Source organism: Flavobacterium sp. GCM10023249, from assembly GCF_042653365.1.
Lineage (GTDB): Bacteria > Bacteroidota > Bacteroidia > Flavobacteriales > Flavobacteriaceae > Flavobacterium.
The window spans coordinates 21,823-37,032 of sequence record NZ_JBHSHZ010000008.1 but is presented as its reverse complement, the minus strand read 5'-3'; the positions used below and the strand labels follow the sequence as shown (position 1 = coordinate 37,032).

The following is a 15,210-nucleotide window of genomic DNA, read 5'->3' as shown; positions in this document are numbered from 1 at the left end:
ATTAACAGTTATTGTGAAATAAAATAGTGCAATCGGGATGTTGGAGAGGACAATCAAAATTCGTATTAGATTAGCTTGTCTTTCCATTGGCTTAAGTAACAATTGAATAAGCAAATAAAGGAGTATTGTTGTATTGAAAGGTATTGCAAACACTACAAAATAGAAGCCTAAAAAGACTACAATGTCATTTGGGAATAATTGGTTGAACGAAAACAAAAAAGTGCCAATCAGAAAACATCCTATTGCAACTTTTGTTGGGAATGATAGGTGTTCTGTTTTAATAATCATATCCATTTTAATTAATATTAAAAGTTTGACGTAAAGTTGATGTGGGAAGATGAAGCAATTTCAAAAAATCTAAATGATAGAAAATGTGCGCTTTTTTTCCTTTTTGAAATGCAAGTTTAAATTGGTCAAATAACATCGGATAGAATAGAGTACCAGTTATCATGACCATATAGAGATACAGACTTCTTTTCCCATTTCCGAATAAAAAATATTGCATAGCAATTTCATCAGCAACAGTAATTCCTGTGTTTGTAAGAACGTGAATCACATCGTGATCTTCTAGTTTCTCTTGAATATCAAATTGGTTTGACGTCAGGAAGCGCCCCAAATCATTACCTAAGGAAAGTTCAGGGTAGGAGACAAGCTCTTCCTTGGTGATATTCCAGGGTTGGTTCTTTTTTATGAACTTTTGGTACGGTTTCTTACTCATTTCGTACATTTTTTCGATGAATCTATCTTTCATTTTAATTATTTAAAAGTACTTTGCATTTCAAAGTAAATGGATAAAAAAAAGGTTAATTGTTTGCGATTAATTTTTCCAAAGCATCTATATGATCCTGAAATGCTTTCTTTCCTGAAACAGTGGCTTTGTAGCTGGTATTGGGTTTTTTTCCAATAAATTGTTTTTCAACCACGATGTAATTTTCACTTTCCAGTGCTTTTGCATGACTGGCAAGGTTTCCGTCGGTGACGCCCAAGAGTTCTTTGAGTGCTGTAAAGTCCATGCTTTCATTGACCATCAATACAGACATGATGCCCAATCGGATGCGATGGTCAAAGGCTTTATTGATATTTTGAATAATATTTTTCAAAAGGTATAATTGTCAAAAACGGTTTCTAATAATGTTGATGCTGCAAGTTGTGATGGTGCAACAACTTTTTCGCGCAAAGGTATGTTTTTTCCGTAACGTTGTTCCAAAATTGCCGTTACTTTCGGATCTTTTAAATTAAAGGATTGTAAATATTCTTCTTTACACAATGTAATGTTGGCACCTTTTTGATAGATTTTCCAAACCAATTCGGAGCAATAAATTTTATCATCGTTCCATTCAAAATACAAATCATAATCCTTATTCAATTGTTTTGTGCCCTCTAATCGCATGGCGGTGCGCTTCTGATTGTTGAGTAGGAGTGTATCCTTAACTCGTTTAATCATATAACAGTTGTCGCGTCCGTGTTGAATCCATTGTTGTAATGGAGTTATTTTTACGGGTTGAACGGCTTCTAATACGAATTTCTCATTGTCTTTGGTAAAAATGATGCCGCAGTGGGAGAATTTAGAACGAGTTGCAATTCGTACCGCTTCACATTGTGATGATTCGGAAGTTTGAAAGATGATATCTCCATCTTTGGCAATTTCCATACCGTTATTTCTTGGAATAGCGCCAGATATATTGGATTTGTTGTAGAAATGCAAACCACAAAATACCAAGAGAATTCCCAAGAAAACAATAATAGCTATGCGGGATATCTTTTTCATGAATTATTTTCTATCGTATTTGAAATACATCATTGTACCATATAGTATGTGACAAACACCGAATCCAATCATCCAGAATTGCAAACCAAAACCATAAAATTCGACCGCCAACAAGCCTAAAACAATTTCGGTGATGCCCAAATAGCGAACATCTCTCAGTGTATATTTACTCGCGTTGAGACAAGCCAAACCGTAGAATAATAATGTGATTGGTGCGATTAGATTGTAATAGCCGTGGCGAAGTAAGAGCAAAGCAAAAACACCGCCGGTAACTAATGGAATGGCGAAATTGATAACCAATCGTCTTGAAACCGGGTTCCATACTTTTTCACCCATACTACGGGCTTTACGTGCCGTCATGATGTAAGCGGTAACCAATGAAGCCAAAAGTACAACAGCAGCAGTAATGATTATTTTTTTGAATGTGTCGGATTCCAACAAAATGTACCTGCCAATGTTCGTATCGATTAAATGATTTACATAACATCCACCGGCAATGGCATACAGACCAGCTAAAATACCTGATGATCCACTCAGGGAAATGAATTGGGAAGATTGAGACATCATTTGTTTGATGTCTTTAATGTCCTGCAAGTAATTTTGTGTGTCCATTTTAAAGTACTTTGAAAAACAAAGTAAAGGATATTTTAATTGGTGACCAAATTTATTTTCAAGTTTTTTACGAGTTTGTTGTTTTTGGTTTTTTGTTGATGGTTTGTTGTGTTTAAATACCCAATTTCAGGTATTAAATTCCAAATTGCAATTGTTCAATTCCTAAAGCTAGTGTTCAATTTTCTTTTGGTGGAGGTGAAATTGTTGCGATAAGGACTATATATTTCTTTACAGGAAGATAATTTTACTTTGTAAGTACGGAGTTTCTATTTAGCAGGAAGAAGTTCCAACTTGACAGGAGGGTATTCCAACTTGACAGGAGGGTATTCCAACTTGACAGGAAGGAATTCCAACTTGACAGGAGCGAGTTTCTATTTGACAGAAAGAAGTTACAACTTGACAGGAGGGAGTTTCTATTCAGCAGGAAGAAATTCCAACTTGACAGGAATGAATTACTATTTTACAGGAGCTTGTTTTCTGATTGAAGTAACAACTTCCTCTAAATCACTTTAAGGGAATGAATTAAAGGAAGCTGTATTTTGGAATTAAGATAATAGATTACAATACTTTTCTGAATCGTATGCCTTTGATCATGTTAAATTCAGGACTACCGGCGCCATAAATTGATTTGACGTATTTTTTTACTTCGGTGGCCACATCTACGAGACCGATGGTGTCGTCATACAATGTTCTGTCCCTCATTATTCTGGAGTTACTGACATTGACATAGGCAACTGACACCTCTTTGTTTTTGTTCAAGAGATCAGTTTCTTTGTTGTGTAAGTAATTAATTTTCAATTCGTCTTCGTTTGGAGTGTAACTTGGTTCCGATTTTAGCACCGATATTAGTGATGCGAAGTGGTGCACCTGTTGGTCGAATGAGAGTTGGCTCACACTTATTTTTACAGGAGCGGGGACGTTGAGGTCGGTGATGAGATTAATAGAGGTAGCTCTTCTTCCGTGTAGTTTTCGGTGGTATACTTTGGCGTTGTTCACCATTTCTTTAGGCGCATCTGTTACTTGTAAGGCGTTGATGAGTCGGGTTGACAAAGTTCTTAGATTTTGATACGCCATGATTCGGTTGTTGACCGCATTGTTGTATTCGGTATTTTTTTGGATGACATCTGCCAATTTTGCCTGTGCATTTGTCGCGATTAGGTTGAGATGGGGAATTTTCAGAGTGTCTTTTGATGGGTTGTAGTTGTTGCCATAGCCCGATACAAATTCGATAAGTGTTTGGAAATTAGCAAGATTTTTTGCGTGTCCCGTTTCTGCTGATGATGACATACTTTTTTTGTTTTTTTAGTTTGTAGTACTTGTTTGACCGTATTGATTCGTTTTACGGTTTTAAATTTGACAGAATTGTATTACAAAATGTATGCCGTTTTTCTTTTGGAATGTTAAATTTTCAGACTTCTTGGGTTATTAGATTGTTAGACTTCTTAGAATATTAGATTGTTAGACTTCTTAGATTATTAGACTTCTTAGATTATTAGACTTCTTAGATTATTAAATTTTTAGACTTCCTAGATTATTAGATTGTTATACTTCTTAGATTGTTGGGGTTTACGATAGAAAAAGGATATTATATGGTACGGAGGGTCCGCGTGAGCGGGTGTAGTGGCATCCTTTAGTAAGGAGATTGAGGGATCCGAAACGACTTACTAAAGATAGAACGGAACACGCGACCCGTAGGGGCACGCCATTGTTTTGAATAGTGAATTGAAGTTGGGCGAATTGTTTATAAAGAAGGTTGGGTTAGTATTTCAAGAAGAAATCCAACCCAACCTCAGATTGTTTGTATATATTACTCTAAATGTGAGATTTGATATAATTGATGATTTTTTGGAGGATTTCATCGACTGCATTTTGCTCGGGATTGAAGAGAGTGCCATCGAAATAGCGAGGATTTGTCCCGTCTCCCGTTGGCGAGCCATGATGTGCATCGATGGATTTGCGCCAAAATTCGGCGTGGTTTTTCCATTCTAAAACATTGACCAATCCGGGTTCTGCGAACCAAAGATTCCACGACAATACATTTCCGGGTTGTAGCATATTGCCGGAGCCCAGATTGAAAGCGTCCATAACCAGTTGGTTGAAATCGTCCACAATGGGATCTTTGGTAAGCTTGATGTCACCAATTTCAACTGCGATGTTACCGGTAGCAAAGGCTTCTGGATGTAAGGCGAAAGAAGGGTTTTCGAAAAGTGTGGAGATTCCACCGCGAACCGGGAAGATAGGTTGGTTAGGATTTCCAGGGAGATACGTTTGTACTCGGATGGCGTTGTCTTTATCTAAAGGGAATTTTGGCATTGAGTAGTGCAATAAAGGCCAAATTTCATTTATAGTATCGCCTTGTTTTTCGCTGGGTGAAAACCAGATTTTGCCTTCAACGGTCATATCGGCTGCCAGGTATTCGTTTTTATTGGCAGGTTTTTCGTTGACCCATCCTCTTTGGCCGGTTACGGTAACTTCCACATTCAAGCAAAGTTCATCTTTAAGCCAGATACCCTGTTGCGGACAAATGATAGAATATACCCTTCCTTCATCGGTATATCCAATTCTGGAGATATAAGGAGCAAACTGTTGGTAGCATCTTTTCGGATCGGCACTTCCTTTTTGTGTTTCCCAGCTGAATTCAGGCCATCTGACACCCATTTGACGTTGTAGGAAATTGATGTTATCCATATTGCCGAGCATGGGCAAAGAAGACAAATCTGCTGTTGGATATTGCATTGGAGAGTTGGCAGGAGGGAATCCGCCCACCCATCCGTTTGGAATTCCGGAATCTTGATTGGTTTGCATAGTTTTTAGTTTAGTATTTGAACTGTAAACTTACTGCGATAAAGACTCTTGTTGATGAGTAGAAGTACGTGTTTTTGATTAGATTATTAGATTGGTTAGATTATTAGACTTCTTAGATTGTAAGACTATTGGGAAACATTTCTAATGTAGTTTACTCCACTTTAGCGAAGCAGATACTTCTATCGCCTTGGAAAAATTCAATTTCGTAACCAAAAAGTTTTCTTTTGATGCGTTTTGGCGTCCATGCGTCACCACATTGAAACGTCAGTTCATTGTATTCATAAGTATAGTCGAGACTATATTGGCCTTTTTCACAAAGTGCAATAGAAGGATTTGGAGTGAACTCGAATGTTTGGTCAACTTTGAGAATCAGGGTGTATTTATCAAAATCTTCTTTAGGGATTTCACCACCTCCATCTACAATTTTATAAGTGCCTACCAGTTCACTTATAGTAGGTTTGTGGGAAAATGGACTGATTATTTCACTGAAAAAGAAGAAGCATCCTGGCATAGTCATTAGAAGTACACATATGACAGCACTTGTTTTATCTTTTTTTATTCGGCTTTTGACCAAGTTGATACTTCCAAAAATAAAAAGAACAACTATGATTATGAATTCGAACAATAATCCCAGAGCTTCCATGTTTTCTATGATGAGTTCTTTATTTTTTTAGCGAGTGGTTACAACTTACTTTTAATATAATCATCAATTTTGCCTTGATCGAATAATTTTACGGCTTTCTCCATTTCTTTATTTTTTACAATGTCAATGCCTTTTTTGTATACTTTAATCATTGAAACAATTGCGGCTTTCGTTGCTTCAAATTTGGATGTATTGGTTTTGTTCAGGATGTTGTATTTGGCATAGCTGGCTAAATACAAACCCAGAAGTTGTTCGTTTTTATCATAAAGCTTGATAAGAGGTTCGCTTACTTCTACAGTAACGGTTGGACTACCTGTTAACCATTGTAAAACAAAAGTATTCACTTCACGTCTTTTTACCTTGTCTTTGTCCAAATCGGTTTCTTCCAACCATGTTGCAGCGTTTACGACATCATTTTCGTAAGTTTCAAAATCGGCCGGAGCTTCTAGTTTTACATTTTGTGGAATATCAAATTTAGTCTGACTGAAAGTGGCTGTTGTGAATAGGAAAGTTACTGATGCTATGAAAAGGATTTTCTTCATAATTTTTTGATTTATTTTACTTGATTATTTTGAATTCTACTGGGAAGACATTTCCATCAATTGAGGCATGACCGGTTACGATTCCTTTTTCAATTTTTTCAAACGTAACGTGCATGACCACTCCTGGTTTCAAAAAATTGGGTATCGTAGTTTCGATAAGTGTTGCATCATATTCGCAGTCGTTGATCCAATTTAAGGTAGATTTGATGATGTATTTACCATTCTCTACATATTCGGTGTGTGTATTCCCTTGAATGATTACATAACTGTTTTTATTCGCTTCTTCGGTATATCTCATTTTGATGTCTTTCAGTATTTTACAGTCAGTAGCTTTCGCTTCCTGTGCAAAACTGTTGATTCCGACAAATAATAATGAGACAATTGAGATGGATTGGAATAGTTTCATAAGTAATGATTTTAGATTGGGTTGGTAAATGTATTGAAAAGTTGGTTAAAAAGTTAATTACTGCTTTTAATTTGAACTTTTGCCCATTCAATGATTTGTGGGTAAAGTTCGGTTATTGTTTTAGAAGGGGATTCATTTCGGAGCGCATTAAATTTATCATTAAAATCTTTGAAGTTTAGAAAACCTCTGTCTTCTGTATTCATTTTTATTTTTTCAGCGATAACCAAATTAGCGGTTTCCGCATCATAATTTTCCAAAACCCAAATATTGAAAACCGCATGTGTCATATATTCATTGAAAACCGATTGTGGATTATTGTAATGATTGTTTTTTTTAGACCAGATGTTCGCATTAAAAACTTCAGCAATTTCTTTTCTGTATTTATTGCTGACAGGATTGACGTAATTATGATCTATTTCTGTGAAAACTACTCCCGAAAATAGCGCTTCTTTTTGTTTTTCGGTCAGTTCCGTTCTTTGGTCATACCTATCGGCATTGCAAATGAACATAATGGTTTCGCCAAACAGCGATTTTGTTTTTGGGTTGGCAACCACAAAATTTTGTGTGCTATGACTTCCTGTGATGAGTGGTGAAAAGATTACTTTGTAAGCATTATATCTATTTGGAAATTCTTTTTCAAGCCACGTCCACATGTTTTGTATTGGTAAAAGTTGTTTTACTCTATCGGTATCAACAGCATAGTATTTTTTATTTTTCTTATAGAATTTTCTGAAATTAGATTTCTCTGCAAAATCCTGAACTAAGGGCAATAAATCTGTAAATAAATTGGTAAAGCTTTTATAGTCTTTTCCATAAACATAATTGTATGTTGCTTCCTTTACAATTTTATTGTTTTGGAATTCATAGATAAAACTGTTTTCCCTGAATTCATAATACAGTTGCAATGCTTTGGTGTTATCAGAGAAGTTTAATTTCTCAAAAATAGGATGATTTAAATACGGTTTGAAGTAGCTTTCAACGGCTTTGTAATATGCAGTGTTTTTATGTAAATGTGCTATTTTGTTAGCACTTGGCGATAAAGACAATAGAATATTGGCCAATTCATATACTTCGGGTGTTTCAATAGTTATTTTTCCCTGATTGGCATCGATATAATCCTGAGAAAAATTAGACGGAGCTGCATTGTATCTGAAAGCGACAACCGTTTTTTTCTTTGGAGTAACCACTGTAACATAACTTTTTCGGGCGTAGGGATAATTATCCGCTTTGATTCGAAGTGTATCCTTTCCGATGATTGCCGAAGTGATCAATCCTTTTCCACTGTTGGTACCCGGACTAATGGTATCTCGTTTGCTTAAGTCAACTTTTAGAATTTCAGATTGATCAGAGAAACGAATTTTTAAGGTATCAGAATCGGAATAGTAAATCTTTTCGATTTTTTCAATGATTTCCTGTCCGAAAGTAGCATTGACAAAAAGAAGCAAAATGATTGTATATTTCATCAGTTAAAGTGGAGTTTTAGGTATTTGCGATTATTTTCCAGTTTCAATAAACTGCAATGCGCGTTCCAATACTTCATCCTTGCCTTCGAGCATTCCTTTGATAGTGGGTTTGATTGCAATGTCTGGTATTATTCCAATTCGTTGTGTTTCCCGACGGTCGGGATAATAGACACCCAAGCCGGTAAAACTGGAATGAAAAGCCTTCATATAGTCGATATCGGTCACATTTCCGTCGGCGCCTGCGGTCTGACTACCGATTAGGGTGGTGTTATCGGCAGTTTGAAAGCACATGGCAGTCCATTCGGATTGACTTAACGATGCTTCGTCGATTAGGACAATTACTTTGCCTTTATAATTATTGTTGTTTTGAGTGCCTGATGTAGTGCCTTCTTGCCAAAAAAACCTACCCGGGTAGCTCAAATCGGGAGCTGTGTAAACGGCAAATAATTTTTCTTTAGAGTTTATGAAAGCTGAAATAGCTTCATAGGTTCCATTCGGATAATTTCTTAAGTCGAAGACAATGGCTTTGGTAGATTGCAATTTTTCAATCATTTCAGGGATATCTTTGATATGTAAAAAAGCCATATTTACATAACCAATATTATTTTCAATTTGTTTGAATTTTACTTTGGATGCTTTGTATTTTGGAATTGATTTTAATACATATCTGTTTTGATTATAATCGGCCCAATTGATCGTTTTTGACAAGTATTTGCCATCGGTTAAAAATTCCAGTTTGATAGTGTCTTCTTTACCTGATAAAATGGGTTCAATGATGTCGTGTAAAAAGCGGGAATCATTTGATGCGCTGATTAAATCTGTTTTTTCTGCAATAATTTGTTCAATACTTTTGTCATTAATTTTGGTGATTATATCGCCCACTTTAACCCCATTGCTTTCGGTGAGATCCGGGTTCAGTATTTCGGTCACAATCATTTTATTATCGATAATTTTAGCAACCATCGGTAGGAAGTGTCTACGTGTATATCTGTAAAAAACCACATGAGAATCATTGATTTTTGCAGTTAAAGCCTGCATAGTCAAATAAAATTCGTCTTCCGTTTGCGCATTATAAAAACGAGGAATCATTTGTTCCAAAGTAGCATCCCATTTCACATCCATTACGTATTTGTAAGGGAAGAAATATTCGATCAAATTCCAATAGGTGAACAATGCTAAAATTCGATCATTTTTGTCCGTGCTGTTGAAATTCGTAAAATCTTCATTTTTGATAAAAATGTTCCCAGCCATATGTTTTCCAACATAGAAATGTTCTCCCTGGAACCTATTTTTTTCTATGAATTTGAGTTTTTCTGACAAACTTTTGGTAAACATTTTAGAATCGTCTAACCAGGATAAATCAAAGTTTTTATCGAAATATTCCAATTTTTCTTTTGGTAGGATAGGAGCAGTCTTTTGTAAATCGCCCAGCGAATTAATCCAGTTTTCCAAAACAAGCGAAAACTCCTTCTTGTTTTTTGCCTGTTCTATTTTTGGCAGATTTTCCAGTAATTGAGCGTTCCAGTTAAAATCACCATTAGCTACTTTGGGATGATAATATTTTAGGAATCCCCAAACTTTACAGGTTGTAGTTAATTTTTGGGATTCAGTAAGTGTGGTTTCGGCGTTTATAAATTGGAAAAAGAACAATGCCAATAGAATTAGTAGTCTTTTCATGAAATAAATAAGTTAGTGGCGACTATTACTTTGTTTTACTCTTCAGTTGCTGGTTGCACTGTTTCTGCTTTTCCGTTTTCAATAATGATTTTTGTTGCACCCGCTCTTTGAGTCATTACTTGCTTTCCGATATCTTCCAAGCCTTTACTTTGATAAATTTTCATGGCTGTAGTTACATCAATTGCCTGTCGGGTTTGTTCGTCCAAATCGAATGTTAGTGTTATGAAATTCAAATGTACACCAAGCGGTTCCAGTACTTTGTTGCTTTCAGCTAACAAATGTGCTTCCATATCGCTTTGATCAAGTTCTACGATATCGGCATTGATGAAAACCCCTTTTGCCACATCTTTAATTCTTTTGTCGATGACCATGTTTTCGGCACCTTCGAAAGCATTTCCTATTGCTTCTTCGTTATCGGCATCCGTATTTGCTTTACCCAGAAATTTTGCTTGTTTGATAAAAGCCAAAGGAGAAGTGATCGAATAATCATAATCGATATGCACTTTGGCTCTGACTCTGTCTTTTAGATTGGAGATGAATTTACTTTCACCTTGCATTGGGTAATTCGGTATAACGACTTTCATATAGCAAGCATTTAATCCTCCTTTTGGAACCGCTTCGCCCGCTTTGATTTCTTCCCAATTCATACCACAGTCGTTCGAAACAACTACTTGCTGATTGGATTTGGCATAACTACAACTTTGTAAAAACGAAGTAGTTACTAAAAGCAAGCTTACCATTGCGAATTGAAGAAATTGTCTTTTTTTCATAATTTTATATTTTGGAATAGAATTCGTATTATAAGTATCTATATAGAAATATTGTTACATGTATTGCTAACGTTAGAAGGAAACTTGTATTATTGTAAGTTACGAGAATCCATTTCTTTTTGCATTTCCCTTTCCAAAATTTTATTATTTCTTGAATTTCTGAGGATGAGATAAGTAATTATCAAAGGGAAGAAAGTGAAAAATTCCAAGCCATTTTTTACAGCGCTATAAATGGCAATTCCAAGTGTAATCCCAATGACCACCGCATCGACAATTTTATTGGTTTTCAATTTTTTCAATTTTTGTACAAGTTCTTGGTCGCTCAGTTCTGTGAAGTTTTCTGGTTTCATGTTTATCTGTTTATTGGTTTAAATGTATTCTAATTAAGTGTAAATAGTTATCCGTTGGGATTGTTTTTTTCTAACAATTTGTTCTTTAATAGTGTTGCAACTTTTTGAATTACGATGGCTAATACTATACCGATAATTAATCCGCCGATAAGTCCTGTTGTCAATCCGACAATTATAGCTTTTGTGGTGCTCCACCAATGTATAATTTGATTTAAAAGCCAAAATGCTACCATGCCAATTACTGCAAAAGAAAAGGTGGAAAAAACCATCATGAATGTCCGAAACCCAGCCGTGACCGACTTTTGATGTATTCCAACAAGTACTGAAGTTGATAAAGCTCCGAAGGTTATTCCACAGAATAGTAGTACAAGCACCAAAACTGTTACGACAATTGCTGCAATCACACAGATACAGATAAATGCGATACCCAAGAGTAACATTGCAAATAAAAACAAATTGAATTCTTCATCGATTGGAATATCGTTTTGCAAAAGGGAATTTAAAAAATGAGTCAAAAGTAAAGTTGTTGTTTTGGGTGATTAATTATGGTTTAAAAATTACTTGCAATAATCAGAAATTCCATCTTTTGAAATGACAAAATGATTGATTTTTCCTTTTTTATAATTCAAATGTATAATCTTAGTGGCATATACTTTTCCAGCAATTGGTAAATCAAAATCGGTTATTTCAATTAAGCCGGTGTTGCCAACTATCATCAAGACCGCATTATTGTCATTCAATTCTGCATTGTCATATTTGGTATGTATTTTATTGTCGTACTTTTCATTGCAATTCATGTTTATAGGACCTAACGATACAATTTTATTCATTGGTTTTGTAAAACTAGGAACAGTAACAGGTAATTTACAGATTATGCTATGTTTGTTTTTGTCAAATGTTCCTGAAGGAAGACCAAAAAAAGCATCGACTTCATTTTCATTGATAGCAAGATTGATTTCGAAAACGGCTTGATTGCTGAATAATGTAATTGAATTCAAATGGTTATAGTAACGTAAACCCAACCAAAGTAGGGCAGATAATAGAAGTAGCGTTAAAAAAAAATTCTTCATTTAGGATTTAGTTTAATGAGATACATTAACAATTAAAAAAATGACTTTAATTATTCAATATATTCGAACGTGTTATAATTGAATTTATGTGTTGTTTTTCCAATTGAATCGTAACCAATTTCGATTCCGATTTCTTTACCATTTGAATATTCGCCGGTTTTTCTGATTTTACCATTTTTGTGAAAGCAATTGTATTTACCGTTTTTCAATCCATTCGTATTTTTAGTAAAAAGGCATTGCACTTGGCCATTACTGTAATATTCATTAGATTGTATTTCAATATCATTTTTAAAAAAGGAAATTGAACGGATTGTTCCTTTTGGCTTTTCATCTATTTTAAAAAAGGTTTTTGCTGCTAAGTTGTTATAGATAATAGGTTTTGGGGTGAATTCTGTTTTGGAAGTATCTTCAAAAATTTCAGTTGCATTTTGTGCAATTAATTGTTTGATTTCCTCAGATTTTATTTTTTTTAAGGCAAATATTTTTTCACTCAATGCAATCATTTCCTGTTGCTTTTTCAGATTGAATGTAACCTCTTTTTTGCAGCCTATGGCTGTTAAAAGTATAAAGGATAGGATACTTATTTTCTTCATCTTAGTTTTTTAGTGCTTTCAGAAATTGCAAGTACACTATATGTTTGCTAATTCACATTTTTACAACGTAGTTGTAATAAATTTCAGATAAAGATAACATTTTACAGAATAAAACAAGTAAATAGTTATTGCATAATTGCATTTATACTTCTGTACTATTTTTCATTTGAAGTACTTCAAGTACTGCTTTTCGGGCTTCCTCAGTTAAGTATTCTTGATTAAGTTTTCTGTTCAGCTCGTCTTCGGATAAATTTTTAAATTCGCGTTTGAAAAACTCGATTCGGGTGTTTTTTCCGATTTCCATTTCTTCGACTGAAGGAGCAAACCATTTTTCTTTTAAGTGTATCACTTCATTTCGTCTCTTATAAACTAATAGTATTAAATAAAGACTATCTGTAATATTTATTTCAATGTACTTCAACAAACCTATTGATAAGTTAAAAATCAGTGTGAATTTCAGTAGGTTAAAAGTAGAAAAAAGTAAAATTGCGATTAAAATGGCTAAACTATTATCATAGGATTTTCTATAAGTGATCGTAGCTAATGATAATCCGATTATTCCGAATATAAAATAAATATCCAATTCTAGATTGAGACACAAAGAGGAGATAACATTGATCCAAAGTATTGCAATAAGTATAATCTCGGTTTTTATATCTTTCATTTTTATTTTTATAAGGTATTAGGATCGGTGTAAACTTTTTTACTTTAAAAAATCTTCTATGTAATTTATAATTGTTTTGGTTTGCATCATTACGCTCAAATGTCCTTGTGCAGGAACTATAGCTAACTGCGATTTGGGCATGGGTTGCATATCTGCTGTAATACCACCACCCAATAGTTGATAGGTTTTCATTAATTCCACTTTATCGAGTCCGTCATTGTCTCCAGCAATAAGTAAGACTGGAGCCGTAATTTTTGCAATGTTTGCATCACCACAGTTGAAGGGTTCTTTAGCAAAAACAAACATTTGTTCTAAAAATTGGCGCCATTTTGTTTTATCAGGAGCAATTGCATCGTAGGCTGTTTTTAGTGGCGAGTTGTCGAAAAATTCGGGTTTAAAACCTTCAAAAGCATTGTTCACAATGGGTAACCAACCTTCGGTTTTGTAAGTAGAAGAGATGATAATTAATTTTCGCAAGCGCTTAGGACTTTGAATGGCAAATTGGTAAGCAATTGAACCACCTATGCTAAATCCTGCAACATCTGCCGTTTCTATTTTTAAGTAATCCATTACACCTTCCACATCTTTTGCCAATGTAGTAATTTCTAATTTTCTATCGGAATAGGGTGTGTGACCATGTCCTTGGAATTCAATGGCAATTACTTTTCTGGTTTTTGCTAGTTCGGGTAGTAATTCAGACCAATTCATTTCGATAGTATAAAAAGCACCATGTAGAAGAAAGAGAGGTTGTCCTTCTCCATATACCTCATAATATACTTTGGTACCATTGGTTGAGGCAAATCCGCTTTCTTTCGGTTTCATTTTTTGTCCAAAAGAGGGAAAAGCGACACTAATTAGAAGTACAAAAAGAAAAAGCCCTTTCGTAGAAAAGAATGTAGATGCTGTTTTTTCCATGACGTACGTTTTATTTTTTGCTTGCCAATAGTTCAACCAAATAGTTCAATGTAGCTGTGAATCCTTCTTTGAAGCCCATTTCAATCATTTTTTGCATTCGTTCCAAAGAGTCATTTTTTATGGTAATAGTCACTTTTGTTATACCATTTTGTTCACTAAAGTTCAAATCCCAATCCGAGCCTTGTGGGTCAGGATTTTCGTCTTTATCTGCAAAAGTACTAAAATATTTAAAGTTGGTTTTTGGTGAGATTGCTGTGTATTTTTGAATTTGCCAAAATTCTTGTCCTTCGGGACTCACCATGGCATAAAACCGACGGCCACCTACTTTAAATTCCATCACTTTTGTTTTGGATTCGAAAGGTTTTGGAGCCCACCATTGATCAAGAATCTCGGGTAGGGTAAACGCATCCCAAACCAACGAAAGTGCTGCATCAAATTCTCGCTCTACCACAACTGTTTTGGTAGCTTTGTCTACGGTAAAATCAAAAAGTAAATTGCTCATTGTTTCTTTTTTTTAAGTGTTGTTAATACGTTGTCTAATTGATTGAATTGCTTTTCCCAAATGGATCTGAATTGCTCAATCCAATGATCAATTTCTTTCATTTTGTCAATTTCAAGAGAATAATAAATTTCTCTTCCCTTTTGTTGTTGTTTTACAAGTTCACACTCTGTTAAAATGCGTAAATGTTTAGAAACGGCTTGTCGTGTTATTTTGAAGTTTTCGGCGATAGCGTTTGGTGTTAAAGCTTGTAAAGATAATAAGACGATTATGGCTCGTCTTGTTGGATCTGCGACAGCTTGAAAAATGTCTCGTCTCATTTGCGATTGATTTAAATATGAAACTATTCAGTTGCAAATATATGTGCAACTTTTTGGTTTCGCAATTTTTTTCAAACTTTTTTACAAAATTTCAGGAATTGGTAAGAATTTAC

Annotated in this window: 21 protein-coding genes; 1 reads left to right on the top strand and 20 read right to left on the bottom strand. The window is 34.8% G+C overall.

Translation table 11 applies throughout. The annotated features are described in order from the left end of the window. Window positions 1-295 precede the first annotated feature (295 nt). The 4 genes from ACFO7M_RS05950 to ACFO7M_RS05935 are packed head-to-tail and all read right to left on the bottom strand — an operon-like array spanning window position 296 to window position 2,380. Window positions 296-751, bottom strand: coding sequence for a hypothetical protein (locus ACFO7M_RS05950; protein WP_379712005.1), 456 nt, complete (start codon window positions 749-751; stop codon window positions 296-298). Window positions 752-803: 52 nt separating this feature from the next. Further along, window positions 804-1,100: a winged helix-turn-helix domain-containing protein gene (locus tag ACFO7M_RS05945; protein ID WP_379712007.1), complete on the bottom strand. Its 297-nt coding sequence runs from the start codon at window positions 1,098-1,100 to the stop codon at window positions 804-806. Then, window positions 1,097-1,768, bottom strand: coding sequence for a YiiX family permuted papain-like enzyme (locus ACFO7M_RS05940; protein ID WP_379712009.1), 672 nt, complete (start codon window positions 1,766-1,768; stop codon window positions 1,097-1,099). Before ACFO7M_RS05940 ends, ACFO7M_RS05945 begins: the two co-directional genes overlap by 4 nt. A 3-nt stretch (window positions 1,769-1,771) precedes the next feature. Then, complete coding sequence (locus ACFO7M_RS05935; protein ID WP_379712011.1) at window positions 1,772-2,380, bottom strand: hypothetical protein; 609 nt, start codon at window positions 2,378-2,380, stop codon at window positions 1,772-1,774. A gap of 291 nt (window positions 2,381-2,671) precedes the next feature. Here ACFO7M_RS05935 and ACFO7M_RS05930 point away from each other — a divergent pair, with 291 nt between their 5' ends. Continuing rightward, window positions 2,672-2,893 carry a hypothetical protein gene (locus ACFO7M_RS05930; protein WP_379734573.1) on the top strand — a complete coding sequence of 74 codons (222 nt, stop codon included), beginning with the start codon at window positions 2,672-2,674 and terminating at the stop codon, window positions 2,891-2,893. A 45-nt stretch (window positions 2,894-2,938) separates the two neighbouring features. Here ACFO7M_RS05930 and ACFO7M_RS05925 read toward each other — a convergent pair whose 3' ends face one another. The 16 genes from ACFO7M_RS05925 to ACFO7M_RS05850 form a co-directional block, all read right to left on the bottom strand. After that, entirely contained in the window at window positions 2,939-3,667 is a 729-nt protein-coding gene (locus ACFO7M_RS05925; RefSeq protein WP_379734571.1) for a hypothetical protein, read from the bottom strand. Window positions 3,668-4,192: 525 nt separating this feature from the next. After that, a complete protein-coding gene (locus ACFO7M_RS05920; RefSeq protein WP_379712017.1) occupies window positions 4,193-5,185 on the bottom strand; it encodes a hypothetical protein in 993 nt (330 codons plus the stop codon). Between the two features lie 151 nt (window positions 5,186-5,336). Beyond that, window positions 5,337-5,828, bottom strand: coding sequence for a hypothetical protein (locus ACFO7M_RS05915; RefSeq protein ID WP_379734569.1), 492 nt, complete (start codon window positions 5,826-5,828; stop codon window positions 5,337-5,339). A 38-nt stretch (window positions 5,829-5,866) separates the two neighbouring features. Continuing rightward, window positions 5,867-6,370 (bottom strand): hypothetical protein, encoded by a 504-nt coding sequence (locus tag ACFO7M_RS05910; protein WP_379734567.1) that lies wholly within the window; start codon window positions 6,368-6,370, stop codon window positions 5,867-5,869. A gap of 16 nt (window positions 6,371-6,386) precedes the next feature. Beyond that, the gene (locus tag ACFO7M_RS05905; RefSeq protein WP_379734565.1) at window positions 6,387-6,776 is read right to left on the bottom strand and encodes a hypothetical protein; all 390 of its coding nucleotides are present in this window, start codon (window positions 6,774-6,776) and stop codon (window positions 6,387-6,389) included. Window positions 6,777-6,829: 53 nt separating this feature from the next. Beyond that, window positions 6,830-8,239, bottom strand: a complete 1,410-nt coding sequence (locus tag ACFO7M_RS05900) for a DUF4932 domain-containing protein (protein ID WP_379734564.1) — start codon at window positions 8,237-8,239, stop codon at window positions 6,830-6,832. 30 nt (window positions 8,240-8,269) lie between these two features. Continuing rightward, a complete protein-coding gene (locus ACFO7M_RS05895) occupies window positions 8,270-9,916 on the bottom strand; it encodes a S41 family peptidase (protein ID WP_379734563.1) in 1,647 nt (548 codons plus the stop codon). A 35-nt stretch (window positions 9,917-9,951) separates the two neighbouring features. Beyond that, entirely contained in the window at window positions 9,952-10,686 is a 735-nt protein-coding gene (locus ACFO7M_RS05890) for a hypothetical protein (RefSeq protein ID WP_379734561.1), read from the bottom strand. Window positions 10,687-10,775: 89 nt separating this feature from the next. After that, window positions 10,776-11,036 carry a hypothetical protein gene (locus tag ACFO7M_RS05885; RefSeq protein WP_379734559.1) on the bottom strand — a complete coding sequence of 87 codons (261 nt, stop codon included), beginning with the start codon at window positions 11,034-11,036 and terminating at the stop codon, window positions 10,776-10,778. A gap of 47 nt (window positions 11,037-11,083) precedes the next feature. Then, on the bottom strand, window positions 11,084-11,551 hold the full coding sequence (locus ACFO7M_RS05880; RefSeq protein WP_379734557.1) for a hypothetical protein: 468 nt from the start codon (window positions 11,549-11,551) through the stop codon (window positions 11,084-11,086). Window positions 11,552-11,593: 42 nt separating this feature from the next. Then, window positions 11,594-12,106 carry a hypothetical protein gene (locus tag ACFO7M_RS05875; RefSeq protein WP_379734555.1) on the bottom strand — a complete coding sequence of 171 codons (513 nt, stop codon included), beginning with the start codon at window positions 12,104-12,106 and terminating at the stop codon, window positions 11,594-11,596. A 50-nt stretch (window positions 12,107-12,156) separates the two neighbouring features. Further along, window positions 12,157-12,699 (bottom strand): toxin-antitoxin system YwqK family antitoxin, encoded by a 543-nt coding sequence (locus tag ACFO7M_RS05870; protein WP_379734553.1) that lies wholly within the window; start codon window positions 12,697-12,699, stop codon window positions 12,157-12,159. A gap of 142 nt (window positions 12,700-12,841) precedes the next feature. Continuing rightward, window positions 12,842-13,363, bottom strand: coding sequence for a hypothetical protein (locus tag ACFO7M_RS05865; RefSeq protein ID WP_379734551.1), 522 nt, complete (start codon window positions 13,361-13,363; stop codon window positions 12,842-12,844). Window positions 13,364-13,402: 39 nt separating this feature from the next. Beyond that, window positions 13,403-14,278: an alpha/beta fold hydrolase gene (locus ACFO7M_RS05860; protein WP_379734549.1), complete on the bottom strand. Its 876-nt coding sequence runs from the start codon at window positions 14,276-14,278 to the stop codon at window positions 13,403-13,405. A 10-nt stretch (window positions 14,279-14,288) separates the two neighbouring features. Continuing rightward, the gene (locus ACFO7M_RS05855) at window positions 14,289-14,780 is read right to left on the bottom strand and encodes an SRPBCC family protein (protein ID WP_379712043.1); all 492 of its coding nucleotides are present in this window, start codon (window positions 14,778-14,780) and stop codon (window positions 14,289-14,291) included. Further along, on the bottom strand, window positions 14,777-15,097 hold the full coding sequence (locus ACFO7M_RS05850) for an ArsR/SmtB family transcription factor (protein WP_379734547.1): 321 nt from the start codon (window positions 15,095-15,097) through the stop codon (window positions 14,777-14,779). Before ACFO7M_RS05850 ends, ACFO7M_RS05855 begins: the two co-directional genes overlap by 4 nt. Window positions 15,098-15,210 lie beyond the last annotated feature (113 nt).

What these genes read in the sequence shown, in the direction of transcription:
- ACFO7M_RS05935 (WP_379712011.1), bottom strand. Translation starts at nt 2,380, where the DNA reads ATGGACACACAAAATTACTTGCAGGACATTAAAGACATCAAACAAATG.
- ACFO7M_RS05920 (WP_379712017.1), bottom strand. Translation starts at nt 5,185, where the DNA reads ATGCAAACCAATCAAGATTCCGGAATTCCAAACGGATGGGTGGGCGGA.
- ACFO7M_RS05925 (WP_379734571.1), bottom strand. Translation starts at nt 3,667, where the DNA reads ATGTCATCATCAGCAGAAACGGGACACGCAAAAAATCTTGCTAATTTC.
- ACFO7M_RS05870 (WP_379734553.1), bottom strand. Translation starts at nt 12,699, where the DNA reads ATGAAGAAAATAAGTATCCTATCCTTTATACTTTTAACAGCCATAGGC.
- ACFO7M_RS05905 (WP_379734565.1), bottom strand. Translation starts at nt 6,776, where the DNA reads ATGAAACTATTCCAATCCATCTCAATTGTCTCATTATTATTTGTCGGA.
- ACFO7M_RS05885 (WP_379734559.1), bottom strand. Translation starts at nt 11,036, where the DNA reads ATGAAACCAGAAAACTTCACAGAACTGAGCGACCAAGAACTTGTACAA.
- ACFO7M_RS05850 (WP_379734547.1), bottom strand. Translation starts at nt 15,097, where the DNA reads ATGAGACGAGACATTTTTCAAGCTGTCGCAGATCCAACAAGACGAGCC.
- ACFO7M_RS05875 (WP_379734555.1), bottom strand. Translation starts at nt 12,106, where the DNA reads ATGAAGAATTTTTTTTTAACGCTACTTCTATTATCTGCCCTACTTTGG.
- ACFO7M_RS05910 (WP_379734567.1), bottom strand. Translation starts at nt 6,370, where the DNA reads ATGAAGAAAATCCTTTTCATAGCATCAGTAACTTTCCTATTCACAACA.
- ACFO7M_RS05895 (WP_379734563.1), bottom strand. Translation starts at nt 9,916, where the DNA reads ATGAAAAGACTACTAATTCTATTGGCATTGTTCTTTTTCCAATTTATA.
- ACFO7M_RS05915 (WP_379734569.1), bottom strand. Translation starts at nt 5,828, where the DNA reads ATGGAAGCTCTGGGATTATTGTTCGAATTCATAATCATAGTTGTTCTT.
- ACFO7M_RS05890 (WP_379734561.1), bottom strand. Translation starts at nt 10,686, where the DNA reads ATGAAAAAAAGACAATTTCTTCAATTCGCAATGGTAAGCTTGCTTTTA.
- ACFO7M_RS05900 (WP_379734564.1), bottom strand. Translation starts at nt 8,239, where the DNA reads ATGAAATATACAATCATTTTGCTTCTTTTTGTCAATGCTACTTTCGGA.
- ACFO7M_RS05855 (WP_379712043.1), bottom strand. Translation starts at nt 14,780, where the DNA reads ATGAGCAATTTACTTTTTGATTTTACCGTAGACAAAGCTACCAAAACA.
- ACFO7M_RS05860 (WP_379734549.1), bottom strand. Translation starts at nt 14,278, where the DNA reads ATGGAAAAAACAGCATCTACATTCTTTTCTACGAAAGGGCTTTTTCTT.
- ACFO7M_RS05950 (WP_379712005.1), bottom strand. Translation starts at nt 751, where the DNA reads ATGAAAGATAGATTCATCGAAAAAATGTACGAAATGAGTAAGAAACCG.
- ACFO7M_RS05940 (WP_379712009.1), bottom strand. Translation starts at nt 1,768, where the DNA reads ATGAAAAAGATATCCCGCATAGCTATTATTGTTTTCTTGGGAATTCTC.
- ACFO7M_RS05865 (WP_379734551.1), bottom strand. Translation starts at nt 13,363, where the DNA reads ATGAAAGATATAAAAACCGAGATTATACTTATTGCAATACTTTGGATC.